The sequence below is a fragment of the Actinoplanes sp. GCM10030250 genome (genome assembly GCF_042666575.1).
Taxonomy (GTDB): domain Bacteria; phylum Actinomycetota; class Actinomycetes; order Mycobacteriales; family Micromonosporaceae; genus Actinoplanes.
This window is the reverse complement of sequence record NZ_JBHTDO010000003.1, coordinates 286,058-309,777: the sequence shown is the minus strand read 5'-3', so window position 1 is coordinate 309,777 and position 23,720 is coordinate 286,058. Positions and strand designations below refer to the sequence as shown.

At 70.8% G+C, this 23,720-nt stretch carries 19 protein-coding genes; 10 read left to right on the top strand and 9 right to left on the bottom strand.

Annotated features, from left to right (window positions below):
* Window positions 1-150: 150 nt before the first annotated feature.
* From ACFQV6_RS07060 to ACFQV6_RS07050, 3 genes are all read right to left on the bottom strand, one after another.
* Complete coding sequence (locus ACFQV6_RS07060; protein ID WP_378026525.1) at window positions 151-1,359, bottom strand: VWA-like domain-containing protein; 1,209 nt, start codon at window positions 1,357-1,359, stop codon at window positions 151-153.
* Entirely contained in the window at window positions 1,356-2,552 is a 1,197-nt protein-coding gene (locus ACFQV6_RS07055; RefSeq protein WP_378026524.1) for an AAA family ATPase, read from the bottom strand. The genes ACFQV6_RS07060 and ACFQV6_RS07055 overlap by 4 nt, the downstream gene beginning before the upstream one ends.
* Window positions 2,553-2,704: 152 nt before the next feature.
* Window positions 2,705-4,135, bottom strand: coding sequence for a hypothetical protein (locus tag ACFQV6_RS07050; RefSeq protein WP_378026523.1), 1,431 nt, complete (start codon window positions 4,133-4,135; stop codon window positions 2,705-2,707).
* 161 nt (window positions 4,136-4,296) lie between these two features.
* Here ACFQV6_RS07050 and ACFQV6_RS07045 point away from each other — a divergent pair, with 161 nt between their 5' ends.
* From ACFQV6_RS07045 to ACFQV6_RS07035, 3 genes are all read left to right on the top strand, one after another.
* Window positions 4,297-6,375, top strand: coding sequence for a M14 family zinc carboxypeptidase (locus ACFQV6_RS07045; RefSeq protein ID WP_378026522.1), 2,079 nt, complete (start codon window positions 4,297-4,299; stop codon window positions 6,373-6,375).
* A 564-nt stretch (window positions 6,376-6,939) separates the two neighbouring features.
* Window positions 6,940-7,545, top strand: a complete 606-nt coding sequence (locus tag ACFQV6_RS07040) for a response regulator transcription factor (protein ID WP_378026521.1) — start codon at window positions 6,940-6,942, stop codon at window positions 7,543-7,545.
* 44 nt (window positions 7,546-7,589) lie between these two features.
* Complete coding sequence (locus tag ACFQV6_RS07035) at window positions 7,590-8,171, top strand: VanZ family protein (RefSeq protein WP_378026520.1); 582 nt, start codon at window positions 7,590-7,592, stop codon at window positions 8,169-8,171.
* Here ACFQV6_RS07035 and ACFQV6_RS07030 read toward each other — a convergent pair.
* Complete coding sequence (locus ACFQV6_RS07030) at window positions 8,086-9,285, bottom strand: glycosyltransferase (protein WP_378026519.1); 1,200 nt, start codon at window positions 9,283-9,285, stop codon at window positions 8,086-8,088. The two genes, ACFQV6_RS07035 and ACFQV6_RS07030, sit on opposite strands and share 86 nt — an antisense overlap.
* 385 nt (window positions 9,286-9,670) lie before the next feature.
* Between ACFQV6_RS07030 and ACFQV6_RS07025 the strand changes: the two genes are divergently transcribed.
* The 5 genes from ACFQV6_RS07025 to ACFQV6_RS07005 all read left to right on the top strand — a co-directional run bounded on the left by ACFQV6_RS07025 (window position 9,671) and on the right by ACFQV6_RS07005 (window position 16,106).
* Window positions 9,671-11,635, top strand: coding sequence for a polysaccharide biosynthesis protein (locus ACFQV6_RS07025; protein ID WP_378026518.1), 1,965 nt, complete (start codon window positions 9,671-9,673; stop codon window positions 11,633-11,635).
* A 65-nt stretch (window positions 11,636-11,700) separates the two neighbouring features.
* Complete coding sequence (locus ACFQV6_RS07020) at window positions 11,701-12,957, top strand: nucleotide sugar dehydrogenase (protein WP_378026517.1); 1,257 nt, start codon at window positions 11,701-11,703, stop codon at window positions 12,955-12,957.
* Window positions 12,958-13,014: 57 nt separating this feature from the next.
* Complete coding sequence (locus tag ACFQV6_RS07015) at window positions 13,015-13,686, top strand: sugar transferase (protein WP_378026516.1); 672 nt, start codon at window positions 13,015-13,017, stop codon at window positions 13,684-13,686.
* The gene (locus ACFQV6_RS07010) at window positions 13,676-14,728 is read left to right on the top strand and encodes a hypothetical protein (RefSeq protein WP_378026515.1); all 1,053 of its coding nucleotides are present in this window, start codon (window positions 13,676-13,678) and stop codon (window positions 14,726-14,728) included. Before ACFQV6_RS07015 ends, ACFQV6_RS07010 begins: the two co-directional genes overlap by 11 nt.
* A 79-nt stretch (window positions 14,729-14,807) precedes the next feature.
* Entirely contained in the window at window positions 14,808-16,106 is a 1,299-nt protein-coding gene (locus ACFQV6_RS07005; RefSeq protein ID WP_378026514.1) for a hypothetical protein, read from the top strand.
* 957 nt (window positions 16,107-17,063) lie between these two features.
* Here the strand turns inward: ACFQV6_RS07005 and ACFQV6_RS07000 are convergent.
* Window positions 17,064-17,717 carry a response regulator gene (locus tag ACFQV6_RS07000; RefSeq protein ID WP_378026513.1) on the bottom strand — a complete coding sequence of 218 codons (654 nt, stop codon included), beginning with the start codon at window positions 17,715-17,717 and terminating at the stop codon, window positions 17,064-17,066.
* Window positions 17,714-18,847 (bottom strand): sensor histidine kinase, encoded by a 1,134-nt coding sequence (locus ACFQV6_RS06995; RefSeq protein WP_378026512.1) that lies wholly within the window; start codon window positions 18,845-18,847, stop codon window positions 17,714-17,716. The genes ACFQV6_RS07000 and ACFQV6_RS06995 overlap by 4 nt, the downstream gene beginning before the upstream one ends.
* A gap of 144 nt (window positions 18,848-18,991) precedes the next feature.
* Here ACFQV6_RS06995 and fdhA point away from each other — a divergent pair, with 144 nt between their 5' ends.
* Window positions 18,992-20,230, top strand: a complete 1,239-nt coding sequence (gene fdhA, locus ACFQV6_RS06990; RefSeq protein WP_378026511.1) for a formaldehyde dehydrogenase, glutathione-independent — start codon at window positions 18,992-18,994, stop codon at window positions 20,228-20,230.
* Between the two features lie 57 nt (window positions 20,231-20,287).
* Here the strand turns inward: fdhA and ACFQV6_RS06985 are convergent, their stop codons facing one another.
* Window positions 20,288-21,079 carry an intradiol ring-cleavage dioxygenase gene (locus ACFQV6_RS06985; protein WP_378026510.1) on the bottom strand — a complete coding sequence of 264 codons (792 nt, stop codon included), beginning with the start codon at window positions 21,077-21,079 and terminating at the stop codon, window positions 20,288-20,290.
* Between the two features lie 99 nt (window positions 21,080-21,178).
* A complete protein-coding gene (locus tag ACFQV6_RS06980) occupies window positions 21,179-22,204 on the bottom strand; it encodes a 12-oxophytodienoate reductase (RefSeq protein ID WP_378026509.1) in 1,026 nt (341 codons plus the stop codon).
* A 62-nt stretch (window positions 22,205-22,266) separates the two neighbouring features.
* On the opposite strand from ACFQV6_RS06980, the gene ACFQV6_RS06975 reads away from it, so the two are divergent.
* Window positions 22,267-22,623 carry a MerR family transcriptional regulator gene (locus ACFQV6_RS06975; protein WP_378026508.1) on the top strand — a complete coding sequence of 119 codons (357 nt, stop codon included), beginning with the start codon at window positions 22,267-22,269 and terminating at the stop codon, window positions 22,621-22,623.
* 70 nt (window positions 22,624-22,693) lie between these two features.
* On the opposite strand, the gene ACFQV6_RS06970 is transcribed toward ACFQV6_RS06975, so the two are convergent.
* Window positions 22,694-23,719: a GNAT family N-acetyltransferase gene (locus ACFQV6_RS06970; protein WP_378026507.1), complete on the bottom strand. Its 1,026-nt coding sequence runs from the start codon at window positions 23,717-23,719 to the stop codon at window positions 22,694-22,696.
* Window position 23,720 lies beyond the last annotated feature (1 nt).

Here is a 23,720-nt window from a genome sequence, read left to right as displayed (position 1 = left end):
GGGCGGGCTGCGGCCCGCCCCCGTTTCGCTTGCCCGCCGCGCGTGGCCGTCCCGCCTCGCCGTGCCGCCCGCTGCACCGCGCCGCCCACCCGTTGACCAGCTGGCCCCCAGTGCTGCCTCCCGGCGCGCGAGACAGTACTCACGCGCCGGTCATCCGATGTGGACGACACGGGCCCAGGGCGGAGGCTGAGGGCGGTGGTATTCCTCGTCCGGGACGACCGGGCGCCGGAAGAGCCCCACCACGGTCCGGCACGGTGGCGGGTTGGCCGGCCACGGCGTGTACCCGTCGGTCAGCGCCACCACCACATCCGGCCGAGCCCCGGAACCCAGCGCCGCGGCGAAGCCGGTACGCAGATCCGTCCCACCACCCCCGACAAGCTCGATCCCCTCCGCCGCGCACAGCGGAGCCGCAACCCGAGCCGCCGTGTCGCAGGACAGCACCTTCACCGCGTTCCGGCCGCCCACCGTACGGCCGATCTCCGCGACCTCCAGCAGCGCACTGCCCAGCTCCGCGTCGCTGACCGAGCAGGACGTGTCGATGACCACCGCCACGCGGGGCGGGCGCCGGCGCAGGCTCGGCAGTACCACTCCGGGCAGGCTCGCTGAGCGGCGAGCGGGTCTGGCGTACGTGTAATCGTCGCCCGCCCCTCCACCGGACACCGCCGTTCGCACCGCCGCTCCCAGCAGTTGGCGCCACGGCTGGGGCGGATGGAACGCCTCCTCGGCCCACCGCTTCCAGCCCGCCGGCACGGACCCGGGCGGCCCGTCCATGCCGCGCGCGACCCGGTAGCGGATGGCGTCACGTTCCTCGCGGCTGAGCGCGTTCGCCCCGCCGGGCCCGAGGTCCCAGGGCCGCAGCATGCCGTCGGCGCCGCTGCCACACTCCAGCCAGGCCCAGTCCTGGGTGAGTGCCCCGAGCGTGAACCCCCGCAGGTAGTCCTCCATGAGCTCGCCGGGTTCCATCCCGAGCCGCTGCGGCTGTACGGCGCCCGAGGGCCAGGGGAGCCCGTCGCCGTACACATCGTCGTTGATCTCGCAGTCGGCCGCGATGTTCATCCGCAACCGTTCGCCGGGGTGGTCCTTGCGCCCCTCCCGGGCCGCGTAGCGGTCCCCGCGCCCATGATGGTCACGCAGCAGGTGCGAGACCTCGTGCACCCAGATCCCGGCCAGCTCGGCGAGGGGTGTGCGCTCCACGAACCGTGGTGAGACGTAACAGCGCCAGTGCACGTCGACGGCCATCGTCGGCACCAGGGCGGACTCCACCGGCTGGAGCGCGAACAACGCTGTCGCCAGGTAGGGCCGGGTCCGTGTGGCGTACAGGCGGGCGGCGAAGAGCTTCTCCTGATCGAGTTCGGTCATCGGCCCGTACCCGCGCGCTGCGAGAGCGTCACCGCGCCGCTCAGCCGGTCGATCACCGGTGGGATGTCCCAGCCGTCTTCGCGCAGCTCGGCGAGGGCGGTGGCCGGTACCACGACCAGGTCCGGCGCCCCGGTGTCCAGAGCCCGGGCCAGCACCGCCCACGCCGCGTCCCACCGCGATCGGTCCGGGCGGTTGCGGACCGCCCGGACCACCGCGTCGAGGACCGCCTGGCGCAGGTCGCCGCGGTCCGGCAGGACGGCCGACGGCGGATCGGCCAGCAGGTCCTCGGGATCGGGCAGGTCGAGCCGGTCCAGCGCGGCGAGCAGTTCGAGGCCGGGGCCGTCGCCGACGGTGCCGCGTACGAGCAGGGAGAGCGCGTCGCGGGAGGCGCCGGCGGCGGTCGCGAACGCCAGCAGCCGCAGCGTCATCTCCCAGCTGCGCGGCGACGGCCACGGGCCACCCCGGCGGGTCTCGCTGTTCGGCAGCTGGTGCACCAGCGCGGGCCGGGTCGTCAGCAGTCCGCACACGGCTCGCCGGGCGACCGACACCGCGTCCGGGAGCCGCGTCTCGTCGAGCCGGGGCAGCGTCGCCCGGGGCCAGGTGCCACCGAGCCCGCGTACCACCACGTCATGGTCGTAGGCCCACCGCAGGTGGACGAACCGGTTGGCGAGGGGCGCGCTCAGCTCCCAGCCGTCGGCGGCGGACGCCCGCGGGTTGGCCGCGGCCACGATCCGGATTCCGGGCGGCAGCCGCAGTGCACCCACCCGGCGTTCCAGGACGACGCGCAACAGGGCTGCTTGCACCGCCGGCGGCGCCGTCGACAGTTCATCAAGAAAGAGCAACCCCTTTCCGGTACGGGCCAAGCGCACCGCCCAGTCCGGAGGCGCCATCGGCACACCCTGCACGGCGGGGTCGTCGCCGACGACGGGCAGGCCGGCGAAGTCCGACGGTTCGTGCACGCTGGCGATCACCGTGGTCAGCGGCAGGCCGAGGGCGTCAGCGAGCTGGTTGAGGGCGGAGGTCTTGCCGATGCCCGGCTCACCCCAGAGCAGCACCGGAAGGTCGGCGCTGACGGCGAGCGTGAGAGCTTCCAGCTGGGTGTCGGGGCGCGGCTCGGTGGCGGTGTCACCGAGCAGGGCGAGCAGGTCGGCGGCGACGTCGAGGTTGCCGGCGGAGGAAGCAGTGAGCGTCAAGTGGGATCACCGTGGTTTCGTCGTGGCGCCGCAGCGCCGGGCTTCGTGAGCGGAGTGGTGGCGCCGCAGCGCCGGCTTCGTGAGCGGAGTGGTGGCGCCGCAGCGCCGGGCGTCGTGGGCCGGGGAGGGCCGCAGCGCCGGGAGGGTGGCGGTCAGCGGGTGAGGGCGTGGCGCGGGCGGGAGCGGACCACCCGGCGGAGTTCGTGCTGTTCGAGGCGGGGCGGGCCGGAACCGGTCAGACCGGCGCGGAACATGCTGTGGGTCAGCCGCCGTTCCGCGGCCGCCTCCAGCTCGTCGCGCAGAGCGCCGGCGCGCAGCATCGCGGACGGCCCGATCAGCCGCTCCAGCACGCCGAGTGCCCCTTCGTAGTCGCCGTGGTCGAGCCGGGCCCGGACGTCGTCGAGGGCCTCCGGCTGCCGCACGGTGAGGTCGACGGCCCGCAGGCAGGGCATCGGCGTACCGCCCAGCGCCGCCAGCATCTCCTCGCGCCGCAACTCGGCCGGATCGTGGTCGAGCGGAGCCAGCACACCGTCCACCAGCCCGATCCGATGCCGCCGTCCCCGGCACTCGACGACGCGCTCGGCGGGCGGGGACGCAGCCGTGCCGGTCGGTTCCGCAGGGCGATGGCCGGGCACGAGCGCGGCAGCGACCAGCGGATGCAGTGCGTCGGCGCTGATCAGCCCGGCCCGGAGCAGCTCCAGGTCGGGCGGCACGCACGTGGCCGCGTCCGGCAGTACCGGCAGGCCGGACCTCGCCCGGAAGTCGCGGCACCCGTTCGCGTCGAGCAGCAGACGGCGACCGTCACCGAGACGGACCACCACCGGCCCGTCACCGAGCCCGTCGGCCTCCCGCAGCAGCCGCGCCTCGTCGGCCCACCGATGCACGGCATATCCGGTCCGGGAGAGTGCTGGATCACCGGCTGCGGCATCGCTCCGGGCGGGCCACAGGTCGGGGCGGGACCGCTGCCACAGCTCACCCGCGCGGCCGGCATCCCACAGGTGGCGGTGCAGGTCGAGGCGAAAGCGCCGATCAGGACGCCCGCTGCCGTCCAGGCCGGTGAATGGCCGGTCACGGTGCCCGCCGCTGTCCGGGCCGGCGAATGGCCGGTCAGGATGCCGGCTGTTGCCCGAGCCGGCGAATGGCGGCGGAGGGCGACGAGGCGGCGCGGATCGCTGCCACAGCGCCAGGCTGATCCGCTGGCCGGCGTCGGCCCAGGCCGGGGGAGTGCGGGCCACCAGGTGCAGCGGCCCGGCGCCGGGTGGGTCGTAGCGGGCGAGCGACACGGTCAGGCCCGGGCGCAGGAGACCGTCGGGGGCCACTCGCGGCAGGTGCCATCGGAGCAGGTCGGGCGCGAGCCGCCGGAGGTCGGCGCGCAGGTGCGACGCCACTTCGAAGCCATGGGTACGGGCTACCGCGCGCGGATTCACGTCGGTGTCGACGCGTGCCGCGGCGCACGCCCCGGCCCAGTCGCCGGTGAGGCGCCGGGCGGTCGCGGTCCTGATCATGGTGGGCGGCACGGCGAACTCGCGCACGCGCAGCCAGGCGAGGAGACGGGCGTCCCCGTTCGCGGTTCGGGAGCGCATCAGCACTCACCTTCGGCGAACGTGACCCCCAATCCGTTCAGGGAGGTAATCATTGCGGGGCAGCGTACAACTTCCGCGGTCAAATGGGCCACTGCCATTGACAGATTCGGATCAATGGATTGCTGTGGGTGGCAACATCCTTCAACGCCGCAGGAGGTTCGATGTCGTCCGGACACCGTTGGCCGGCCACCCTGACCGCCGCAGTCCTGACCGCCGCTCTGCTCACGATCCCGGTGACCGCCGCACAGGCCCAGGCGCCCGGCGCCGCACCGATCAGCCTGAGCTCCGGTGAGCGGGGCCTGATCCGATTCCAGTTACCCGACGAGGCGGCCTTCGACCGCCTGGTGGCGCGCGGTGCCGACGTGGCAGCACGCCCACGCACCCTCCCGGGCGGCGTCCTCGCCGATGTGGTGGTCGACGCCGGGGAACTCGCCGCGCTCACCGCGGAGGGCGCCGTGCCCGTCCAGGTGATCCAGCGGGAGTCCGAGTCCGCGGGCCGGATGGCCCAGCGCAACAGTCTGCGGGTCGCCGCGGCGGACACACTCCAGTTCCTCCAGGCCTACTGGTGGACCAGCAACGGGCGCACGTTCCTGCAGACGCAGGTGTTCACCACCGCCTCCGACGACCCGGACGTGGAGATCACGGTGACCTGGACGGCCGCCGACGGCACCACCGGGTCGTACCAGCTGGTGCGTTTCGAGGACGCGGGCGAGTACCAGTACCACTACGCGCTCCCGCAGCCGCTGCCCGGCCGTCCGGTGAGTGTCAAGGCGACGTCCAGCCTCGGTGGCGTGTCCCGGCCGATCACACCGCAGTCGTGGCCCGGCACCACCCCGCCGGCGCTGCCCAGCGGGTACCAGAAGGACTTCGTCGACGCCTACATGACGCCGACCGACATCAGCGCCCGAATCAAGCGGCTGGCCCGGCAGTACCCGAAGCTGCTCGATGTGATCAACCTGCCGAACAAGACACAGGGCTACCGGCGTACGGCCGCCGCGTACCTCGGTGATCCGGCCACCGCCGCGATCGTGGTGGAGTCGGTCAAGTTCGGTGACCAGGGCATGAACGGCGTCCAGGTGCGTACCGTCGATCCGGGCGCTCCGAACCGGCCGCTTGATTCCGCGTACCGTGACCGGGTCTTGACCGTGCGTCTCGCCACCGATGCCGCCGGCCGGGTGATCAGCACGACCGACCAGGTGGCCGCCTTCATCGCGGCTCGCTATCCGCAGCGGTTCCAGTCGTTCGTCGAGGACGGCTCGGCCGGCCTGATCATGCCGGTCGCCGGACCGGCGCGCCTGGACGACGGCCTGGCCGGTGCCGAGGTGCCGAAGAAGCCGTGGACCGTGCAGGCGCTGCGGATCGGCAAGTTCCGGGACGGTTCGAAGCCCGGTGTGCTCGCCTATTCGCAGGAGCACGCCCGGGAGTGGGCGACCCCGCTGGTCACGCTGGAGTTCGCGGAGCGGCTGCTGGCCAACTACGCGAGCGACCCGGCGACCCGGCAGCTTGTCGACTCGACGGACGTGTTCGTGATTCCGCTGGTCAACCCGGACGGGGCGAACTTCTCGTTCAACGACTTCAACTTCCAGCGGAAGAACCTGTCGAACCACTGCACGGGTGCGGCTCGCGACCCGCGCAACCGCAACTCGTGGGGTGTCGACGTGAACCGCAACTACGCGGTCGGCTCCTACTTCGACGGTTACGTGGGTGCCAGCGCGAACTGCCTCTCCGGCACGTACGCGGGAACCGGTGAGCTGTCCGAGCCGGAGAGCCGCAACGTGGTCGCCCTGGCGGAGAAGCACTCCAACATCAAGTTCTCGCTGAACGTGCACAGCTACGGCGGGTACTTCATGTGGGCGCCCGGCGCCTACAAGGTGCCCGGCCGTGTCACGCTGCCCCGCCCGTCGATCGACGAGCAGAAGTTCTTCCTGGACAGCGCGAAGCGCATCGTCGGCGCGATCTCGACCGAGCGCGGCACGGTGACCTGGCCGGCCTACACCGGTCCGGTCGCTGACGTGCTGTACTCGGCGGCCGGCAACTCGGCCGACCACCTGTACTACGAGCTGGGTATCACCGCGTGGAACTTCGAAGTCGGCAACGACCGCTGGAACGAGGCCACGCAGCAGTGGGAGGGCGTCGGCTTCCAGCCGCCGTTCGACGAGGCGCACGCCGAGTCCCAGGAGTACGCCTCCGGCCTGCTGGAGCTGGTCCGGATCGCCGCGTCCTCGGGCGACCTCCGGTAGTGCCGTGATCCGGTGGCCGGGCCGGGGCGGCAGCCCGTGGTCCGGCCGCCGGCCTTTCCCGGTGGTGTCACCCGGGAGAGGCGAGTATTTCCATTTGTCTGACACTTTCGAGCCGGATCATGAATGAACCGGATAACGGTGTCGTTGCGATGCACCCGCCAATATCACTTTCGGGTGATCGGAATGACGAATAAGGATCACTTTGCTGTCCGTATTGTCCCATTAAATACGGAGTTGCACGAGGTTACCTCAGGGTATCTGATCGGCATTTCTGCCTTTGTGGCACCCCGATTCGTAGATCCGGTGAACCTCAGTCAGTCGTTCGGCTATCGCTATGTGCGAACGGTGCCTCCGACCGTTACGTTGAGTACGGGTCGAGCGGTGATCCCCGTGCACACGGAATGCCGCTGACCTGCGAGTACCCGAGCCGTCCCGGATCAATGGAAAGATCTGTCGCCCTGCCGCCCGCGGAATGGACACGGGGCGATAGAAAGGTAGTGCGTCCAGCTTCCTGACAGGCAGACGCTCCGGCATCAGCCGGCGTCCATCGACGAGGGTGGTGTGATGATCCGGGTCGTCGTGGTGAGAGATGAGGGGTACTTCGGTGTCCCCGTGCGCGCATTCCTCGAGACCGAGCCGGACATGCACTACGTCGACACCCTTCCGATCGGGTACGAGCTCGCCCAGCGGGCCGCCCAGCTCTGGCCCGCCGTCGTCGTCATCGACACGGAGTACATGGTCAGTCAGGTCCTCCCGATAGCCGAGGACCTGCACACCGCGATCCCGTCCTGTTCCATGCTGCTGCTCTGCGACCCGTCCAAGCGCGGCATGCTCCCGCCACGCCGCTGGAACGGCGGGCTGAACTTCCTGCTCAAGGACTCCTCGCCGACGATACTGGCGGACGCCGTCCGCCGGCTCGCCCGCGGCGAGCGGGTCGTCTCGCCGATGCTGCAGGCCGCCTCGCTCAACACCGACCGCGGGCTGAGCACCCGGGAGCTCGAGGTGCTCGGCCTCGCCGCCGAGGGCGAGTCGGTGAAGGAGATCGCCGGTCGGCTCTACCTCTCCGGCGGGACGGTCCGCAACTACCTGTCCGCGATCATCTCCAAGACCGGCGCCCGAAACCGGCTCGACGCCATCCGGATCGCCCGCAAACAGGGATGGCTCCGCTGAGAATGTCAGGGCTCGTTCAGCCGGGCGGCGTAGCGTCATAGGAGATGACGACCCACCACCTCACCGTGCCGGCGTTGCCGATCCTGTTGCCCCTGGGCGTCGTCCTGATGGTCGTTTCCGGCCTTCTGCTGCACCGCCGGGGCATGCTGACCGCGCGCCGCCTGTGCGTGGCCTGGTTCGCCGGGTGGTGGGCGGTCGCGGTCCTCGGCGCCACGATGCTCCCGATGCCGCTGTCCTGGGGTCCGGGCGCCGGCGACCCCGAGCCGTACCGGATCATCTTCGAGCCGGTGCTCAGCGCCCGCCCGGCCGACGTCGTGCTGAACACCGTGATGACCCTGCCGATGGCGGCCCTGATGTACATCATGTTCGGCATCCGGGAGCGGCGCCGGGTGGTGCTGGCCGGCTTTCTGCTGAGCCTCGCGATCGAGGTGACCCAGGCCTTTCTGGTGCTCGCCCTGCACGGCAACCGCTGGGCCGACGTGAACGACCTGATGTCGAACACGCTCGGCGCCGTCGTCGGCTATCTGGTCTTCGAGCGGCTCATGCGTTTCGAACATTTCCGCCGGGCAGTGGAAAGCTGTTCTTTCGCCCGAAGCGACCGCGGTGAGCCAGTAGCGGTGCGATGACACCGCGGCGCCGGGGCCGGTCCGCGAGCCGTTCGTAAAGGCGGCCGACCGAGGCCGCCAGGTGGTCGGCGTCGTACCCGGCACCCAGCGAGCGGGCCGGCAGCCGGGCACCCCCGCGCTCGGCCAGGCAGAGCAGCTCGGTGCGCAGCGACCGGGGTAGCGACTCCCGGTCGCGCGGGGAGAGCCGGTGCGTGCCCCGGACCGGGGCCCGGGCCGCGGCCCGTTCCTCCAGCGGGACGCAGGCGGCGTAGACCGCGGGCAGCCCGGAGGCGATCGCCTCGAGCGTGGACAGCCCGAACGTCTCCTGGTCCGCCGACGCGAAGACGTCCATGGCGCAGAGCATCTCGCGGGCGTGGCCGACCCGCCCGGCGAACCGCACCCGCCCGGCCACGCCCTCGATGTCGGCGAGCCGTTCCAGGGCGGCCCGCGCGGACCCGTCGCCGACCAGCAGCAGGGTCGCGCCGGGCACCTCGCCGAGGGCACGGATCAGCAGGTCGAAGCGGCGTTCCGGTTCCAGCCGGCCGACGCCGCCGATCACCGGTACGCCCGGTTCGATACCCAGCCGGGCGCGGGTCCGGTCCCGCACGGCGGCGTCGAACCGGAACTCGCCGGCGTCGATCGCCTTGGGGATCACGGTGATCCGCGCGTCCGGTACGCCCCAGGAGCGCAGCCGTCCCGCGATGGCGGGGGAGGCCGCGACGGTGACCTGGCCGAGCCGCTCGCCGGTCAGGTAGAGCGCGCGGACACCGGGTGACACCCGCCGGCCCTCGATGACCTCGGTGCCGAGGTGGTACTCGGTGGCCACCACGTGCGGCACGCCGGCCAGACGGGCGGCGATGCGTCCCTGCGTACAGGCGCGGTAGAGGTGGGTGTGCACCACGTCGTACCGGCCGCGCCGCATCAGCCGGCGCAGGCGCGCGACGCCGGCCAGGTCGTGGTCGCCGCCGGTGGTCAGCTGGTGCACCCGGGAGCCCTCGGAGCGCAGGGTGCCCACCCCCGCGCCCGGCGAGAGCGTGACGATCTCGCTCTCGCACGGCAGACGGCGCACCAGCAACCGCACCTGGTGCCCGGCCCCACCCGGTTCCAGCGTGCTGATGACGTGCAGCACCCGCATTCTCGTATCCCCCGGTCGCATTCTCGACAGAACGCTTGCACACCCGCGCCCAAGACGCTGCCGGAATAGTGGCCGTAACGGAAGTCGCAGATGTCATGCCTAAGATGAGACGTTCTCACTGTGGATATGACATCCTCCGCCGAATGGGCAGTTCCGGCGACCTGAAAGTATGCGCCGCATTTGACGATCAAGGAACATGAGCAACTCTCACGTAGCCCATGACAATTGCTACTGTAATAAGCCCTGCCCGAACTGGAACCCTGATTTCACGAAAAGCCGAAAGCGAACGGTGGTGGGCATTTCCGGACGGACGGAAATGCATTAAACCGGCTCGCTTTCCGCGTCGGACGAACGATCCGCGCCGGCTTCGTACGAGGGGGATTCCATGCAGGTACGGCGAGCAGCGCCCCAGCAGTGGCGCGACCGGGCCCCGGTTCCGGCGCCCTGGTTCCGTACGGTGCTACCCGGTCGCGCCGCCCGCGCCGGAACCGATGCCGTGGCCCTGGCCGCCGCCCTGCTGATCGCCACGCTGCTGCGGCACGACGGCGACATCGGCGCGGTCGGCCTGACCGGGCTGGTGATCCTCGCCGCCGTCGCCGGTGTGGTGCAGACCGTGGCCGGCATCCGGTTCGGCCTCTACACCGGCCGCTGGTCGTACGGATGCTTCGAGGAGATCGCCGCGCTGGTCAAGGCCGTCGCGATCACCACGCCCGTGGTCTTCCTCCTGGACACGCTGCTCGGCCGGCTGGTGCCCCGCTCGGCGATCATCGCGGCCGGCCTGGTCACGCTGGTCCTCGCGGCCGGCGTGCGCTACACGGTGCGGCTGCTCAAGGACAGCCGGCTGCGGCCCTCGCCCGAGGACGGCATCCGGGTGGTCGTGATGGGCGCCGGTGAGGGCGCGACCCAGGTGATCCGGGCGATGCTGCGCAGCCCGTCCAGCCCGTACGTCCCGGTCGCCCTCCTCGACGACGATCCGGCCAAGCGCACCCTGCACGTGATGGGCGTCCCGGTGGCCGGCAACCGGTTCGCGATGGCCGAGGTGGTCCAGCGGCACCGGGCCGAGGCGGTGGTCATCGCCATCCCGAGCGCGAGCGCCGACCTGATCCGCGGGCTCACCGACCTGGCCCAGCCGCTCAACGTCGACCTCAAGGTCGTCCCGCCGGTGGTCGAGCTGTTCGGCCGTACCGTGCGGGTCGAGGACATCCGCCCGGTCAGCCACGAGGACCTGCTCGGCCGCCGCGAGATCGGCATCGACCTGGAGGCGGTCGCCGGTTACCTCTCCGGCCGCCGGGTCCTGGTCACCGGTGCGGGCGGGTCGATCGGCTCGGAGCTGTGCCGGCAGCTGGCCCGCTTCAACCCGGCGCGGCTGGTGATGCTCGACCGGGACGAGTCAGGGCTGCACGCCGTACAGCTCTCGATCGACGGCCGCGGCATGCTCGACGACCGCAACCTGGTCGTCGCCGACATCCGCGACCAGCAGCGTCTTGACGAGGTCTTCACCGAGCACAAGCCGCAGGTCGTCTTCCACGCCGCCGCCCTCAAACACCTGCCGCTGCTGGAGATGCACCCGTCCGAGGCGCTCAAGACCAACATCATCGGCACCTACCAGATCCTGCAGACCGCGCTGCGCCACAACGTCGACCGCCTGGTCAACATCTCCACCGACAAGGCAGCGGACCCGTGCAGCGTCCTCGGCTACTCCAAGCGGATCACCGAGCGGCTCACCGCGGCGGCCGGCACCGGCGCGAGCGGCACCTACAGCAGTGTCCGGTTCGGCAACGTGCTGGGCAGCCGCGGCTCGGTGCTCACCGCGTTCGCCGCCCAGGTCGAGTCCGGTGGCCCGATCACCGTCACCCACCCGGACGTCACCCGCTACTTCATGACCGTGCAGGAGGCGGTCCGGCTGGTCATCCAGGCCGGTGCGCTGGACAGCAAGGGTGAGGTGCTGGTCCTCGACATGGGCGAGCCGGTCCGGATCGCCGACGTGGCCCGCCGCATCGCCGACGCCGCCGAGCAGCACATCCAGATCGTCTACACCGGCCTGCGCCCGGGCGAGAAGCTCGCCGAGATCCTGCTCGGCCCGGACGAGCCCGACCACCGGCCGAACCACCCGCTCATCTCGCAGGCGCCGGTGCCACCGCTCGACGGTGCCGTCCTCTCCCTGCTCGACCCGTCCGCGCCCGGCGAGGACCTGATCGCGGTCCTGCGGTGGCTGGCCGAGAGCCCGGCCCTGCCGACCGTTCGCGAGAAGCCGATGGCGGGCGGTCCCCTCCCGGCCTGGCACCGCGCCGACGTCAGCAGCAAGCGCCACCCCGAGACCGCGACCGTCCACCCGGGCGGCCGGCCGTGAACCGGCGCCGTCCCCGGGCCCGGGCCGGTACACCCCAGCTCCGTACAGAGAAAGTGAGCACACCCATGCGGGTCGTCATCGCCGGCCAGGGATATGTCGGGCTGCCGCTCGCGGTCCGGGCCGCCCAGGTCGGCCACTCGGTCGTCGGCTTCGACGTCGACGACGAGCGGATCAAGCGGCTCGCCGCCGGCGAGTCCTACGTGGACGACGTCTCCTCGGCCGACCTCCAGCAGATCCTGGCGAGCGGCACCTTCCAGCCGTCGTCGGACCCGCGGTCCTGCGCCGGCTTCGACGTCGCGGTGATCGCCGTGCCGACACCGCTGCGCGACGGCACCCCGGACCTGCGCTACATCGAGGACTCGGCCCGCACCCTCGCCCGCTACCTGCGGCCCGGCGCGACCGTGGCGCTGGAGTCGACCACCTATCCGGGCACCACGACGGAGCTGGTCGCGCCGCTGCTGGAGGAGGGCTCCGGGCTGATCGCCGGCGTCGACTTCCACCTCGGCTACAGCCCCGAGCGGATCGACCCGGGCAACCGCGAGTGGAACCTCATCACCACGCCCAAGGTCGTCTCCGGCATCAACGAAGCGTCCCTGCAACGGGTCGACGCCTTCTACGCCTCGGTGGTCGACCGTACCGTGCCGGTCTCCGACACCAAGGTCGCCGAGCTGGCCAAGCTCCTCGAGAACACCTTCCGGCACGTCAACATCGCCCTGGTCAACGAACTCGCCGTGTACGCACACGACCTCGGCATCGACGTCTGGGAGGCGATCAACGCGGCCTCCTCCAAGCCGTTCGGCTACATGCGTTTCGTCCCCGGTCCGGGCGTCGGCGGCCACTGCCTGCCGATCGACCCGTCCTATCTGTCCTGGCGGGTCCAGCGCACCCTCGGCCAGAGCTTCCGGTTCGTCGAGCTCGCCAACGACATCAACAACCACATGCCCGACTACGTCGCCCGCCGCCTGGTCGCCGCGCTCAACCAGCGCCGCAAGGCGGTCAACGGCTCCACGATCCTGCTGCTCGGCCTGGCCTACAAGAAGAACACCGGCGACGCCCGCGAGTCGCCCGCCCGGCGCGTCGCCTCACTGCTTCTGGACATGGGAGCAGAGGTACGGGCAGCCGACCCCCACGTCGTCGAGGACGCCCACGTCGACAGCCGCGTGGCGCGCGTGGCCCTCACCGCCGAACAGATCGCCGCCGCCGACGCGGTGATCCTGCTCGCCGACCACGACGACTTCGACCTGGACCTCGTCGTCGAGCACGCGGCCTACGTGCTCGACACCCGCCGCCGCCTCTCCGGCCCGACCGTCGAGTCGCTGTAGATCAGTCGCTGCTGTTCACGTCGCTGCTTCACGTCGATGTAGTCACACGGAGGAATCGTGGACGTCGTACGCCTGCTCTGGAATCTTGTGAATTGCCTGGCCGCCGCCGTCATGCTCGTGCTGCTGTCGCCGGTGCTTCTCGCGCTGGCGGCCTGGATCCGGATCGCCGACGGCAGGGGCGTCCTGTTCGTCCAGGACCGGGCCGGTAAGGACGGCGTCCCGTTCCGGATGCTCAAGTTCCGCTCGATGGTGCACGACTCGGTCGCGCTCAGCGCCCAGCTCGGCATCGACGATCCGTTCGGCCTGATCGAGAACGATCCCCGGATCACCCGGTGCGGCCGGTTCCTGCGGCGCACCAGCCTCGACGAGCTGCCCCAGCTGATCAACGTGCTGCGCGGCCAGATGAACCTGGTCGGGCCCCGCCCCGACGTGCTGCCGCAGGTGGCGGTCTACTCCGCCGAGGACGCCCGGCGGCTGGAGGTCAAGCCGGGCATCACCGGGTGGGCGCAGGTGAACGGCCGCGACGACATCGACTGGCCGCAGCGGTTCAAGCTCGATCGCTGGTACGTGGACAACTGGTCACCGATGCTCGACCTGCGGATCCTGCTGCGCACGGCCCTGACGGTCAATCGGGACGAGCCGCCGGTGCACGTCGACACCCTGAACATCGCCCGCCAGCAGACGCTCTCTGTTGAGGAGCCCTCCTCCGGGGTCAGCCGTGTCGCTTGAGATCGGCTCGGAGTTCCACTGGGACCCGGCCGTCCTGATCGACGAGGAGCGGGGCGGCCTGCCCGGATGGCTTCCGGCCCGGCGCTCCCTGTTCGCCACCGGGTGCGGTGCGATCAGTGAGCTGCTCCGCCTGCTCGCACCGTCCGGCCGGCTGCACGTGCCGTCGTACTTCTGCACCGGCGTCGCCGAGGCGCTCTCCGGGCAGATGCCGATCGCCTGGTACCGGCATCTGCCGGACGGTCGCGGCCCGCGCTGGGAGACGTTGCGGCCGGCCACCGGCGACGTGGTCCTCGCGCAGAACCTGTTCGGGCGCGAGGACGGTGCGCCGTGGGACGCGTGGATGCGGGAGCACCCCGGCATCACGGTGATCGAGGATCACTCCCACGATCCGTTCAGCGAGTGGGCTTGTGCGAGCACGGCGGCGTACGCGGTCGCCTCCCTGCGCAAGACCCTCCCCCTTCCGGACGGTGGTCTGCTGTGGTCGCCGCGCGGCCTGGACCTGCCCGAACCACGCGGCCCGGAGAGCACCGGCGCGCAGACCAAGCTCGCCGCGATGCTGCTCAAGGCGGCGTGGCTGCGTGGCCGGCCGATTCCCCGGGAACGCTTCCGGGACCTGCAACAACAGGGCGAACACGAACTTCTGGGCTGCGCCGGCCCGGCCTGCGCGGTCACGGTTGCGGCACTGCCACTCCTTGATGTGGCGGGTTTGCGTACGGCGGACGCGCGCAACGCACGTGAGCTGGCGGCGGTGCTGTCCTCGCGTACGTCTGCGTTTGACGTCCTTTTCGGACCGTTCCGTGTGCAGTTGCAATGCGCGTCGCCGCAGGTGCGCGACGCGCTGATCGGCCATCTCGCCCGCCATGGGATCTATGCGCCGGTGCACTGGCGGCAGGATCGCAGCAGGTGGTGGAGTGGTGACGAGGAGGCGGCTGATCTTGCGGCGCGGATGCTGACCCTGCCGGTGGATCATCGGTGCGGTCCGGGAGATGTGCGGCGGATCGCTGAGGTTGTGTGTGCGTTCGTTCCGGCCGGGGTCGCATAGGGTCGCGCCGATCCCTGTCTCGTCATATCATCAGGGCGTGATGGAGAGATCTACACTGCGTGATCTTCGGTAGCCGGCCGTGGCCACCGCGGGATGGATCGCACTGGGGCTGGCGGTTTACGGCGCCCTGAGCTACGCGGTGGGCTCGATCCTGCAGGCCGTCGGCGCCCGGCGCAGCACCAGCACGGTCAGCACGCTGGGGCATCCGCTCTACATGATCGGCATCGCGCTCGACATCTCCGCCTGGGTCGCCGCGATGTTCGCGTTGCAGCAGCTCGCCGTCTACGTCGTCGAGTCGGTGCTGGCCGGCTCGCTCGCCGTCACCGCCGTACTGGCCTGGGCGTTCCTCAGATCCAAACTGCGCCGCCGCGACGTCGCCGCCATCGTCTGCACCAGCACCGCCCTGACCGTCCTGGCGATGTCCGCCGGCCAGCAGCACGAGGTCCTGCCCTCACCCACGATGCGCCTCGGCTTCTGCGCCGCCGCGGTCGCCCTGGTGATCCTCGGCTGGGCCACCACCCGCATCGGCATCCCCGGCCTCATCGCGGCCGTCGGCGGCTTCTCCCTCGGCGGCGCCGCCCTCACCGGCCGCGCCCTGCACCTACCGCCCGAGACGATGACCACCACCACCTCCGCCATCGTCACGATCGCCACCGAACCCCTGGTCTGGGCCCTGCTGATCTTCCCGATCAACGGCATGATCCTCTACGCCAACGCCCTCCAGCAGGGCGAAGTGGGCCCGGTCACCGCCGTCCACTGGACCGGCGAGGTCGTCGCCCCGTCCCTCATCGCCCTCACCCTCCTCGGCGACACCGTCCGCCCCGGCTGGGAACCAGCCGCCCTCCTCGCCGGCGCCGTAACCGTCCTCGCCGCCGTAGTCCTGGCCTCCGCCCCAGCCGCCACGGCCCCCGCCGGCTCCTCTCTCCCCGCCGGTTCGCCCGCCCTCGGTTCCCCTTCCGGCGTCTCGCCCTACTCAGGTCTTTCCGTCACCTCGGCCGGCTCCCCTCACTCGGCCGGCTCCGGGGGCCGCCTCCCGGTCGCCGTTCCACCCCAGGGCGGCCTCGCCCTGCTCCCCGCCGAAGCCTGGCGCCTCGCGATCCCCGCCGAAGCCCACTGGCCGGCCCTGCAACCACCCCTCGTCCGCGGCTACGGCACCTTCCTCTGGTGGGGCTCCGCCACCGCACCGCAACCCCTGTGGATCCCGCCCGACCGCACCATCTCCCCACCCGGCGCCATCCCGGCCTGGGCCGGCCCGCAACTCCCCGAATCCCGCCAGCCCGGCACCCGCCCCGGCCTCAAAAAGGCCCCGCGCCACCTCGCCCCGCGCAAACCCGCCCACGCCCTACCCCCAGCCCGCCGCCGCTCCACCGCCGCCTAACCACCCCACCGCCGCCCGCGCCTCCTCCCGCTGCTCGCTGCCCGCCGCCCGCGGCCTGCCGCCTTCCGCTCGCGCCCGCCGCCCGCGTTCCTGCCCGCCGCTCGCTGCCCGCCGCCTGCAGCCTGCCGCCCGCCGGCGTTCCCCGCCGTCGGCCTGCGCCGTCGGCCTGCGCCGTCGGCCTGCGCCGTCCGCCGCCTGGCCAGCCCTCGGCGGGTCGAGCGCCGGCGGGGCAGTTGATCTCCGGCCGGGCGAAGTTGATCACTGGATGGGCTGAGCCGGCGCGGACGCAGGTTGTCCGGCCTTGATCGCCTGTCTCAGCGCCAGCCGGTCGATTCGGCCGTCGAGTAGGGAGGGTGCCAAGTTGGGAGTGGCATGGGGAGTTGGGGGAGGTGGGGGAGGGGGAGCAGTAGCATCGGGGGACCATGGAGCTGCGATGGTGGTCGATAGAGGTGCTGGACGGCGCGCGGGGGTCTGCGGCCGGCTGGCGGGAGTCTTACGGCAATGTGCTGGTTGAGGCGGCTGTCGCGCACGGGGCCTATGAGTGGGAGTGGCGCCGGTTCACCTGGGGTGTCGTTTTTGAGATCGGGTTTCGGCATGAGGAGCGGTGGTCGTCGTTCCGGGAGCTGCCGATTGTGAGCGCTGCGCTGGATGCGGTGCCTGATCCGGTGAACGGGTTGTTGATTTATCCGGGGCGGGGTGGGAGTTCGGGGCGGGTGGAGCCGCGGCGGCCTCGGCCTGTTGCGGGGGCGGGGGCTGCGCCGATTCCGGTTGAGGCTTCGGTGGTTCGGTTGCCGTTGGCCGAGCCGCATCCTGAGCCCACGAGGGGAACTGTGGGGGCTGCCTGAGCGCCAAGAGCCGGGACGCGGGAAGGCCACGACGCGGGAAGGCCACGACGCGGGAAGGCCACGACGCGGGAAGGCCACGACGCGGGAAGGCCACGGCGCGGGGAGACTGGGACTAGAGGGCCAGGCCGGACTGGTAGGCGAAGACCACGAGTTGGGCACGGTCGCGGGCGCCCAGCTTGACCATCGCCCGGCTGACGTGGGTGCGGGCGGTTGCCGGGCTGACCACCAGGCGGGCGGCTATCTCGTGGTTGGTGAGGCCTTCGGCGGCCAGGGTGACGACTTCGCGTTCGCGGTCGGTGAGCTGTGGCAGGCGCGGGTGCGGGGTGAGGCGCCGCGGGCCGTTTGTCACGAATTCGCGGATCAGGGTTCGGGTGACGGAGGGGGACAGGAGGGCGCCGCCGTCGGCCACTGTGCGGATGGCGTCGAGCAGGGTTACCGGTGGGGTGTCCTTGAGGAGGAAGCCGCTGGCGCCGAGGCGGAGGGCCTCGAAAACGTATTCGTCGCGTTCGAAGGTGGTCAGCACGATGACCCGGGTCGCGGAGAGGGCGGGCTGGGCGACGATGCGGCGGGTTGCTTCGAGGCCGTCGATGCCGGGCATGCGGATGTCCATCAGGATGACGTCGGGGCGCAGGTTTTCGGCTTGGCGTACGGCGTCCAGGCCGTCGGCTGCCTCACCAATGAAAGCGAAGCCGTCCTCGCTGGTCAGAAGTGTGCGCAGGCCCAGGCGTACCAGATCCTGGTCGTCGGCCACCAGGACCGAGATCATGGGGTGACCGCCGGCAGCCAGGCCTCCACGACGAATCTTGATCCTGCGTCCGGGCCGGCCGAGAGACGCCCACCCTGCGCGGCGATGCGCTCGCGCATGCCGTCGATGCCCAGGCCGTCGATACCCATGCCAATAGCGCCTATGCCGCCGCGGGACGGTGGCTCGGCAGGGGGATAAGCGCTCGTCACCCTGATCCGGAGCGCGCCTGGCTGGTTCTCCAGCACGATGTCAGCCTCCTTCGGGTACGCGTGTTTCAGCACGTTCGTCAGCGACTCCTGAATCGTCCGGTACGCGGCCAGGTCAGCCTCGGCCGGCAGGGTGTTCGGTGATCCGACAGTGTGGACGCGCACCTGGAGGCCGGCCGCGCGCATCCGGCCGTAGAGGGCGTCGAGGTCGGCGATGCCGGGGGTGGAGGCGTGGACGGCGTCGGCCGAGCGGAGGATGCGCAGCGTGGTGCGCAGTTCGTCGAGGGCCTGGGCGCTGGTGCTGCTGACCGCTTCCAGGGTGGGCCGGGCGATGCCGGGCTGTCGTGCCAGCACGTGCAGGGCGATGTCGGCCTGCATCTTGATCGCGGCGAGGCCGTGGCCGACGATGTCGTGCACCTCCTGGGCCATCCGCAGCCGTTCCTCCTGGATGCCGCGTTCGACGGCTTCGCGGTGGTCACGCCGGCCGGTCTCCTCGAGCTGGGCGCGCAGGGTGCCGATCGTGAACGGTACGGCGACCCAGCCGGCCGCCGGGAAGAGTCCAGTCAGGTCGGCCATCGAGAGCCCGTTGCCGGCGTTGTGCAGGGCGAGGACCGGTATCGCGATCCCGCCGGCCAGTGCCGCGCCGCGCCAGGGCAGGTGGCGGGCTACCGAGTAGACGGAGACCGCGAACGGGATGAACACGGGGCCGTAGGGGAAGCCCAGCAGCAGGTAGACGGTCGTGAGCAGGGTGGTGGCGGCGAGCACCCGCCGAGGGAAGAGGCGGCGCCAGACCAGGGCGAGCGCGCTGCAGGCCACCAGCACGTCCGCGTAGCGATCCACGGGCCGGGCGCCGGGCAGGCGGTCGGCCAGCAGGTGGTTCCAGGACACCAGGAAGACGCACACCACGAGCGCGGTGATCAACTCGCGCCGCCGGACCCTGGTCACGGAACACACTCTGCCGGGGAAGGAGCGCCACGTCATACGTCCGGGGGCGTAGAACGCTTGCACCAACTGCCACTACCGACGGTTCTGTTCCGGCTACGTCCCGAGAAATATGGCGAAAGGAGCCACGAAGGATGGAGGCGCACCATGTCAGGCAACAGAGCGGTTGTCTATCAGGGGCCCGGCCGGGTCGAGGTTCGCGATCTCGACTACCCGACCTACGAGATGAAGGACGGACCCGGCGTCAACAAGATGAACGTCGGGAGGCGTACGCCGCACGGAGCGATCCTCAAGACGGTCGCCAGCAACATCTGCGGCAGCGACCAGCACATGGTCCGCGGGCGCACCACGGCGCCGGAGGGCCTGGTTCTCGGCCACGAGATCACCGGTGAGGTGATCGACGTCGGGTCGGACGTGGAGTACATCAAGGTCGGCGACATCTGCTCGGTGCCGTTCAACATCTCCTGCGGGCGGTGCCGGAACTGCAAGGAGCGCAAGACCGGTGTCTGCCTCAACGTGAACCCGGACCGGCCCGGCTCGGCGTACGGCTACGTCGACATGGGCGGCTGGGTCGGCGGCCAGGCCGAGTACGTGCTCGTGCCGTACGCCGACTGGAACCTGCTGCGCTTCCCGGACCGGGACCAGGCGCTGGAGAAGGCCCTCGACCTGGCGATGCTCTCGGACATCTTCCCGACCGGATACCACGGTTGTGTGAGCGCGGGCGTGACCACCGGTTCCACCGTCTACGTCGCCGGTGCCGGCCCGGTCGGCCTGGCCGCGGCCACCTCGGCGTTCCTGCTGGGTGCGGCGGTGGTCATCGTCGGCGACCTGAACGACGAACGGCTCGCGCAGGCGCGCAGTTTCGGCTGCGAGACCATCAACGTCGCGAACGGTGACCCGGTGGAGCAGGTGCAGCAGATCCTCGGCCGGGCCGCTCCGGCGATCGGGCAGCCGCTGGTCGACTCGGCGGTCGACGCGGTCGGGTTCGAGGCGCGTGGCCACGGGCGGGACTCGCAGACCGAGATGCCGGCGACCGTGCTGAACTCGCTGATGGACCTCACCCGGGCGGGCGGCGCGATCGGTGTTCCTGGTCTCTACGTCACCGGTGACCCGGGTGGTGTGGACGAGGCCGCGAAGGTCGGCTCCCTCTCCCTGCGGCTCGGCATGGGCTGGGCGAAGTCGCACTCGTTCGTGACCGGCCAGTGCCCGGTGATGAAGTACAACCACGGGCTGATGATGGCGATCCTGCACGACCGGGTGCAGATCGCGAAGAACGTCAACGCCACGGCGATCCCGCTGGAGGACGCGCCGCGCGGTTACCAGGACTTCGACCAGGGCGCGGCCCGCAAGTACGTGCTGGACCCGCACGGGATGTTGAGGCGGTGACGACAACAGGCTGAGATGGCGCCGCCGCACCCCCAACAGGTGCGGCGGCTCCTCAAATTAAACCGTGATGGTCAGCGAAGCCACATAGCCCGAGGACACCGATCCACTGACAGCAGCCATCTGGGTGGCGGCCAAATCGTCACCGAACACCATGTCCCGGGCGAGGGTGATCCGGCTCAGGTTCGTGACGCTCTGCGCATATCCGGTGGCGCTGCTGTAGACCGTCCGCGACACCGCCTCCGGCAGCGCGATCTGCGACGTCTTGCGGATCGGCCCGGAACCGCTGGTGGCGGCCGCGAGCGAGGCGTACACCTCGAAGTGGATGTGCGGCCACCGCCCGGCGTAGCAGCCGGGGAAGATGCTGGTGAACGTCACCGTGCCGGACGAGTTGGTCACCTGGATGCCGCGCAGGTAGTTCTGGTTGGTCACGCCGGAGGTGTAGAGCGAGTACCGTCCCGCCCGGTCACAGTGCCACGCGTAGATCGCCGCGCCGGCTGTCGGTGCGCACGCCGCGTTCAGCACGGTCAGTGAGAATTGCAGTGGCACGCCCGGCGCCACGGTCGTCGACGTGCCGAACGACGGCCGGATGTCGCTGCGGACGATGCCGGAGAGCACCCGTACGTTCGGGCCGTTGGACCCGTCCGCCGGATAGGGCCCGGCGGTCTCCGAGTCGACCTCGGCCGCGCAGGCCGCCGCGGCCGGTCCGGCGGTTCCGGTGATCATCGAGCCGCCGGCGAGGGCAAGGGCCCCGCCGGCCGCGGTCAGCATCCGCCGCCGGGTCATCGTGGGCAAGTCGTAAGCGAGCCCTTTGTCATGCACCTCGCGCACAAAGGCGTCGTTGTCCTGCATGCGTTCCTCCTGATGCGGTGAGGGGAGAACGCAGCAGAACATCGAAGTCTATGAATGACCTGTGGTTGATCTCAGGACGCCCATACCAGCCGGGTCATCTCAGAAGTAGATGTCCTCGTCGGCCTTGCGGTAGTCACGAACCTCACCCAGCCGGTCCGCGAGAGCGTGCCGCACCCACCCCGGATTGCCCAGCAGGATCCGGCCGATGGCCACCAGGTCGTACTCCGAGGTCAAACCCTCCTCCAGGCGGGACAGGTGCTCGATCCAGAGGTCCCGGCTCAGCCCCACCGAGCCGACAGTGATCGTGGGAAGCCCGGTGATGCGCTTCGCCCAACCGGCCAGATTCAGCGGCGAACCCTCGAAGGCCGGCTCCCAGAACCGCCGCTGCGAGGCGTGCAGCACGTCCGCGCCCGCACCCGCGAGAGCGGACAGAATCTCGGCCAGCTCGGCCGGGTCAGCGGCGATCCGTGCGCTGTAGTCACGCTCTTTGAACTGGGAGAACCGTACGATCAAAGGGGTCGAAGCCGGAAGCTCCGCACGGACCGCGCCCACGATCTCGGCCGGGAAGGCCGCCCGGCGTGCCGGCGTGCCGCCGAAGCGATCGGTGCGCCGGTTGGTCTCGCCCCACAGGAACTCGTCCAGCAGATAACCGTGCGCCGCGTGGATCTCCACCGCGTCGAAACCGGCCCGCACCGCCACCCGCGCGGCCTCCGCGAACGCGCCGATGATCACGTCGATGTCGGCGGGGGACATGGTGCCCGGCGTCCACGAGGCGTATCCGTCGACCGGCTCGCGCTCGCTGCCCAGATGCCAGAGCTGCGCGGCGATCCGCCCGCCCGCGGCGTGCACCTCGCCGGTGACCCGCCGCCAGCCCTCCTCGCTCGCACCGGCGGTCATGCGCGGCACGGTCGTCTCGTGGCTCGCGCTCGGGTGCCCGACCAGCGTCCCCTCGGTGACGATCAGGCCGGCACCGTTCTCCGCGCGGCGCCGGTAGTAGGCCGCCACCTCGGGCGTCGGCACGCCACCGGGCGAGCGGAATCGGGTCATCGGCGCCATCACGAACCGGTTCGGCAGCCTCAGTCCGGCCAGCTCGAGGGGACTGCTCAGGCGGGTTGTCGTTTCCATGGATCGACGGTAGAACTTGACATAGATGTCAGGTTCAAGCCTTAGTGAGCCAGGAGACCGACATGCGGATCGGTGACCTCGCGGCGGCGACCGGGGCGAGCGCGCGGTCGCTGCGCTACTACGAGGAGCAGGGCCTGCTGGTGAGCGAGCGCGGCACCGGCGGCCAGCGCCGCTATCCCGAGGTCGCGATCGAGCGGGTCCGGCTGATCCGCTCGCTGCTGGCCGCCGGCCTGACCACAGCGACCATCCGCGACGTGCTGCCGTGTGTCGCCGACGAGACCATCAGGACGCCGTGGCTGGCCGGGCGGCTCAGCGAGGAACTCGAACGGGTCGAGAGCCAGATCGCCGACCTGCATCGCACCCGCGACGTTCTTGCCGGGCTGGTGCGGCGTTACGACGTCCAGGCCGTTTCTCGATAAGAGCAGACCTATTTTGTACGGTCGAAGCGCGCGTACGGTCGAAGCGCGCGTACGGTCGAAGCGCGCGTTTCTATCGATAAGGCGGGAAACGGCCGGTGAGCGATTCCGGTGAGATCGCGCCCGCCAGTTTCTCGAACGCGATCGGGTCGGTGATCGCCCGCCAGGTGTGAAACGGCTGACGGCCCGCGCCGAAGGACGACTTGTAACGGAACAGCGAGTCGTCCGATCCGCCCACGCCGCCACCCAGGTGATAGACCTCGTTCCCGCGGTCCCGGCCCCAGAGGCGCACCTCGTGATAGAGCAGTTTGTCAGCCCACCAGATCTGCCCGTCCCGGGTGGACTGCAGATGGGTGTGCATGATGCCGCCCAGCTCGAAGAAGAGGTTTCCGCCCAGGACCTCGTCACCGCAGACAGCCACGGCCAGATGAACGTGGTCGCCGAGCGCGCGGCGCAGCCGGTGGAAATGCTCCGGCCCGAAGAAGTAGAAGTCCGCGGCATCCACGCGCCGCATCGTCGCGTGATAGGTCGCGATCCAGTCGTCGAGCAGATCCCAGTCGTCGAGGACGATCCGAACACCGGCCCGCTTGGCCTTGTTGATCTGGTTGCGGTGGGTGCGGTGGGTCTGCGACCACAACACCTCGGGGGTACGGGTGAGGTCGATCGAAACCGTCTCACCATGGTGGACGACGGTGCCGGTGGTTCCCAGTGCCTCGATCGGCGCCGGCAGCAGCGGGTGCAGCCGCGCGAACATGCTGATCACGTCGTGTGTCCGGAGCAGCTCGGACATGGCGAGGGCGGCACGGGACCAGAAACCGGTGTCCGCGGGGGAGACGTCGCTGACCGGTCCTGGATAGCCGTACGGGGAGACGGCATCGCGCAGCCCGGTCTCCGGGATCGCGCGCAGGACGAGGGGCAGCAGGAACACCCGATCGTCCTCGTCGTACCGGAACGCGGCGGGTGTGCCCCCGGAGAGCCGGGCGTCCAGGCTGACGTAGTCGGGGAGGTGGTAGACGTCGTGACGGACGCGATGCAGCGCGTCCGTCCACGACGTGTCCCTGGGTTGCAGTAGGGCGCCTTCGGCCATCGGTCGTCCCATC

Bases quoted from the DNA above. Each gene is read 5' to 3' on its own strand.
- ACFQV6_RS07000 (WP_378026513.1), bottom strand. From the start codon at position 17,717: ATGATCTCGGTCCTGGTGGCCGACGACCAGGATCTGGTACGCCTGGGC.
- ACFQV6_RS06970 (WP_378026507.1), bottom strand. From the start codon at position 23,719: ATGGGACGACCGATGGCCGAAGGCGCCCTACTGCAACCCAGGGACACG.
- ACFQV6_RS06975 (WP_378026508.1), top strand. From the start codon at position 22,267: ATGCGGATCGGTGACCTCGCGGCGGCGACCGGGGCGAGCGCGCGGTCG.
- ACFQV6_RS07025 (WP_378026518.1), top strand. From the start codon at position 9,671: ATGCAGGTACGGCGAGCAGCGCCCCAGCAGTGGCGCGACCGGGCCCCG.
- ACFQV6_RS06985 (WP_378026510.1), bottom strand. From the start codon at position 21,079: ATGCAGGACAACGACGCCTTTGTGCGCGAGGTGCATGACAAAGGGCTC.
- ACFQV6_RS07040 (WP_378026521.1), top strand. From the start codon at position 6,940: ATGATCCGGGTCGTCGTGGTGAGAGATGAGGGGTACTTCGGTGTCCCC.
- ACFQV6_RS06980 (WP_378026509.1), bottom strand. From the start codon at position 22,204: ATGGAAACGACAACCCGCCTGAGCAGTCCCCTCGAGCTGGCCGGACTG.
- ACFQV6_RS07030 (WP_378026519.1), bottom strand. From the start codon at position 9,285: ATGCGGGTGCTGCACGTCATCAGCACGCTGGAACCGGGTGGGGCCGGG.
- ACFQV6_RS07050 (WP_378026523.1), bottom strand. From the start codon at position 4,135: ATGCGCTCCCGAACCGCGAACGGGGACGCCCGTCTCCTCGCCTGGCTG.
- ACFQV6_RS07045 (WP_378026522.1), top strand. From the start codon at position 4,297: ATGTCGTCCGGACACCGTTGGCCGGCCACCCTGACCGCCGCAGTCCTG.
- ACFQV6_RS07035 (WP_378026520.1), top strand. From the start codon at position 7,590: ATGACGACCCACCACCTCACCGTGCCGGCGTTGCCGATCCTGTTGCCC.
- ACFQV6_RS07020 (WP_378026517.1), top strand. From the start codon at position 11,701: ATGCGGGTCGTCATCGCCGGCCAGGGATATGTCGGGCTGCCGCTCGCG.
- ACFQV6_RS07060 (WP_378026525.1), bottom strand. From the start codon at position 1,359: ATGACCGAACTCGATCAGGAGAAGCTCTTCGCCGCCCGCCTGTACGCC.
- fdhA (WP_378026511.1), top strand. From the start codon at position 18,992: ATGTCAGGCAACAGAGCGGTTGTCTATCAGGGGCCCGGCCGGGTCGAG.